General features: G+C 59.2%; 3 protein-coding genes. 2 read left to right on the top strand and 1 reads right to left on the bottom strand.

The window, feature by feature from the left end; translation table 11 throughout:
- A partial coding sequence (locus EN925_RS25500) for an aldehyde dehydrogenase family protein (RefSeq protein WP_128337020.1) occupies positions 1-666 on the top strand: 666 nt, incomplete at its 5' end.
- Positions 667-1,450: 784 nt separating this feature from the next.
- On the opposite strand, the gene EN925_RS25495 is transcribed toward EN925_RS25500, so the two are convergent.
- The gene (locus EN925_RS25495) at positions 1,451-1,966 is read right to left on the bottom strand and encodes a DUF2285 domain-containing protein (protein ID WP_224570032.1); all 516 of its coding nucleotides are present in this window, start codon (positions 1,964-1,966) and stop codon (positions 1,451-1,453) included.
- A 793-nt stretch (positions 1,967-2,759) separates the two neighbouring features.
- Between EN925_RS25495 and EN925_RS25490 the strand changes: the two genes are divergently transcribed.
- Positions 2,760-3,215 (top strand): transposase, encoded by a 456-nt coding sequence (locus EN925_RS25490; RefSeq protein WP_256748481.1) that lies wholly within the window; start codon positions 2,760-2,762, stop codon positions 3,213-3,215.
- Positions 3,216-4,219: the final 1,004 nt, after the last annotated feature.

The following is a 4,219-nucleotide window of genomic DNA, read 5'->3' as shown; positions in this document are numbered from 1 at the left end:
ATCATCTTCGAAGATGCCGACATTGACGGTGCTGCTGACGGTGCGGTCCAGGCGAAGTTCCGCAATGCCGGCCAGACCTGCGTTTCCGCGAACCGCATTTACGTCCAATCGAGCGTTCACGATGAGTTCGTCAAGAAATTCGTGGAAAGAATCCGGCACTTGTCGGTTGGCGACGGATTCGATGCCGGAGTGGACATCGGACCGCTCATCGACAAGCATGCTCTGGCCAAGATCGAGTCTCACGTCGCAGATGCCATTGCGAAAGGCGGCACAATACGATGCGGGGGCCAGCGTATCGGCAAGAATGGCACGTTTTTCGAACCCACGGTCCTCACCGAGATTTCCAGCGTCATGGCAGTCGCGCAAGAGGAGACATTCGGGCCGCTCGCGCCGATCATTCGCTTCAACGATGCGGATCAGGTCGTGCGCGAGGCCAATGACACGATATACGGCCTCGCCGCATACTTCTATGCCTCAAACCTGAAGCGGGTCTGGCGTGTGGCAGAGGCTCTGGAATATGGCATGGTTGGCATCAACACGGGACGCATGTCCTCGGAGGCGGCACCGTTTGGCGGGATCAAACAATCCGGCATCGGGCGGGAGGGTTCCCGTCATGGCCTCGAGGACTATCTGGAAATGAAATATCTTTGCATGGGCGGGATTTGAAACCTGCTGCACTGTCTCTCCGCCCCACCGGGGGGCGGCCTGCGGTCAATGCCGCCACCTAATTGGAAGTTCCAAACGCCGTTGACCTGAAACACGGATGCCCGGCAGGAGACTGAGCTCGCTGTCGGGCCGGACATGCCTTGGGAGGGCATAAGTCAGCGCTCCTAGGGCCGATGGGCCACTCAGTTCGTGCGCCTTTTGCCGATTGCGTTGCATGTGCCGTGCCAAGCCAAAAAGCATTGATAAACCGCCGATGGATCAGCTTTTGCCCTGTTGCGCATTCTACATTGTGGGATATGCGACAATGCCCAAGCGGTTGAATCGTCGTGTTGCAGAACCCCAGACGGGTCATGACTGCTATTCTTAGGACAGTGCGCAGCAAGCCGCTACTCGCTGCACTCCAGGCACACCATTTCCATAATCAAGCGGTGGGTGCTATGTTGACCGAGCTGTCGACCAGGGAACGGTGTGAGGCCTCAGATCCCTCCATATTGTTGCACCCGCCGGTCCAACAGGACTGCAGGTCCGGCCTCAAAGGATCTTGGCTGCTATGGCGACATTGCGGTGCACGCCGCTTTCCGACCAATGATGTGCGTCCAGGTCGAGGCCGGCCCTAATGAACCACCGCCTTGGCACCCTCGCCCATCTCATTTCGGCATCGACAAGCTAGACCAGAGCGCACTTGCAAGGCGCCATGCAGTCCTGTCGGCGGGCGAACTGTTGGTGACGGGTACAGCTGCGAGCGAACGTTCATCCACCGACGCACAGCGCGGACTGTCGCTTTTCAAATTAGGAAATCTCTGTAGCCACCATTCATGAGCGCGCGGCCACGCGAGACGGCCCGACGGATGCGGTCGCGCAGATGATCGCGAGGATCCGCCCAGTCGGCATGGACGCGCCGTTGACCGATGAGAACTTCGGCGAGCTCGCGATGAGGTGCTCCGGCGAGCGAACCGTCGAGCGCACGAAGAACGAAGGACAAACGAACGCCGCGCTTTTCCGGCGCAAACAAGCGGGGGGGCAACTGTTGCCCTAGACTGAGAGCATTGAGGCACTCCAGTCCCCTCAGTCGATGCTTTAAAAGCACCGCGGGCCAGATGGCTTGCGTATGCAGGCAAACAGGGTGGAGGATATTCGCGCCCGAGACGGCGAGCTGCAGCGCGTGGTCCGCATTGCGAAGAAGAACATGCTGGCTCTTGTCGGGCGCCAGCAGGACGATTGCACGACAGGGCAATGCCGAGAGTTCGAACGGCGGTGTCGGCGACGAGGCAGGCAACCGTTCCGCAATGACCGGCAGCACATGGACGCACCAGAGCGGACACCAGAATACGACCGAAGCGCGGCCACAAGACTCCGCGAAACAGAACACCCCAGCGTGACAGGTCGCCGGCCGACGCGACCATATCGAGAAAGGATTGGAGAGACCAAGTCTTGCAATGCTGGCGCGCAGCGGTCAGATCGCGCTGGAACGCTGGATTGCGGCGTAAGAACTCCCAAGCCCACTCCCGCAGCGTCAGGCCAGCGGTGTAGTCGTATGATCTTTCATCCCGCCAATCGGCCTGATCCGCGCCAGTCAGGAGATTCATGACTGACATCCCCTGCCCGCGCCTGCGTGCGTCGAAACATTATGCCACTTCGCAAAGCATCGGCGAAGGCAGCAGACGTCGAAGACCCCGTTTCGTTGAAGCGTCAGCCATCGCCACTGTCGGCGACAGAAGATGTGCCCAAATTGCCACCAGACCGTCGAACTGGCACAGCGACGGCCAGCGCGACCTGGAATTGATCCCGTAACGGTCATCGGCTCCTGCGTCGCGATCCAGACGTCCCTTGAAGGCGCAGTAGCGCGGCAGTGGATCGCACGCTGCTTGTCGGCAAGTTGTCGTAGCGGCGGCGCCATAGGCACGGTCATCGGAGGGTCTCCTGCGGCAAGCTTTCGCCATTGGAGGCCAATCTCCCCGCTAGGGCAGCCTGTGCAGTTGCACAGGTGAAGCGGATCAATCAGGGGGAGCCATGGCGGAAACTGGATGATGGCGGCTTGAGGAGAGCGGCGTATCGAGGCGGGTGATGAAGCCTGCCAGTACCTCTCAAGGAGAGTGATACGCCATGAACGAGACTATCAACACATTGTTCGCCTTCGTCAGCCCGACGAAATCGATGATACCCTGACGGATGTACTTCGCAGCGGCGCGCGCAAATTGCTTGCGCATGCGATCGAGATGGAGGCCGAGGCGTATGCCAAGGCGGTCGACTGCCTGACGAAAGATCATATTGCGTCGCTGGCGCTCTACGATTTCCCCGCCCAACACTGGGATCATCTGCGAACGTCCAATCCCATCGAAAGCGTCTTTGCAACCGTTCGCTATCGCACGGTGCGTACCAAGGGCTCGCTATCCTCGAAAACCGCCCAGCTGATGGTCTTCAAGCTGTTGGCCGCGGCCAGGAAGTGGCGACGATTGAAAGGACAAAATCAGTTGCCGAAACTCATCGCAGGTGCCAGGTTCCTGGACGGAATCCAGGTCATCGAAACGAAGCCGCAGAGCGCCGCTTGATCAGCCTCGTCACCCAAATTCCAGCATAGCTCCATCGGAACTGCCAGCCTTCCTTGCCGATCAGGCGCATATCAGCGCTGACGATACCGAGGACGGCGATGGCGGTCACCTCCAGGCCGCCGAGTAACGACCCTCAAAACACCGCACTGGTCGAGGCCAGCCTGAACCGGTATCTTGTGCCTGCCCTCGGGAGTCGCTCTATCCACCATGTGATCGACACCGACATTGCTAACATCACCAAGAAGATCGTCGCCGGGGGTCACCCGCAAGCGGCTAACACGGCCTTCTGGTGTATGCGGGCATTTTTCAACTGGTGTCGCAAACCGCCGCAACGGCTCATCCGCGGTTTCCCCGCGAGGGATTGGAAAATCCGGATCCGGCCCCGATCGTCAAGCGCAAGCGAGTGGTGAACGATGCCGAACTGGCGGCTATATGAACGGGCTGTGAGCCCGAACCGGGCGATATCGGCTATTCGTTCGGCTCCATCGTCAAGCTGCTCATTCTGACCGGACAGAGGCGTACGGAAGTTGCCGCGATGCGTTGGTCCTCAACCTTGAAGCCGGAACATGGAACTATCGGGTGACCGCACGAAGAACGAAGAGCCTACGCTTATTCCGCTGTCCACACTGGCGGTGTCGGTCCCCCAGACGGTACCGAAGACCAATGACACGTTTTTTTCCCTGCGAGGGGCAACGAAAGAAGCCACTTCTCAGGCTACGCGAAGGGCAAGAAGGCTCTAGACGGCAAGGTCAATACTGACGGGGTGGCTTTGGAGAACTGGACCCTTCACGATCTGCGCAGGACGCTCGCGACAAATCTCGGCAGGCGGCAGGTATTGCCACACGTCATCGAGCACATACTGAATCACAAGGCGGCGTCCTTGACAGACATTGGCGAAATCTACAATCTCTATAGCAACGTCAAGGAGAAGCGCGAGGTGTTGCAGATGTGGTCAAATCACATCGAATGGCTGATCAAGCAGGCTGCGGATGACGCTCTGGCGG

The organism is Mesorhizobium sp. M7A.F.Ca.US.006.04.2.1 (assembly GCF_004022915.1).
In the GTDB taxonomy this organism is placed as follows: domain Bacteria; phylum Pseudomonadota; class Alphaproteobacteria; order Rhizobiales; family Rhizobiaceae; genus Mesorhizobium; species Mesorhizobium ciceri.
The sequence above is the reverse complement of the archived record's forward strand: the minus strand, read 5'-3'. Positions and strand labels throughout refer to the sequence as shown.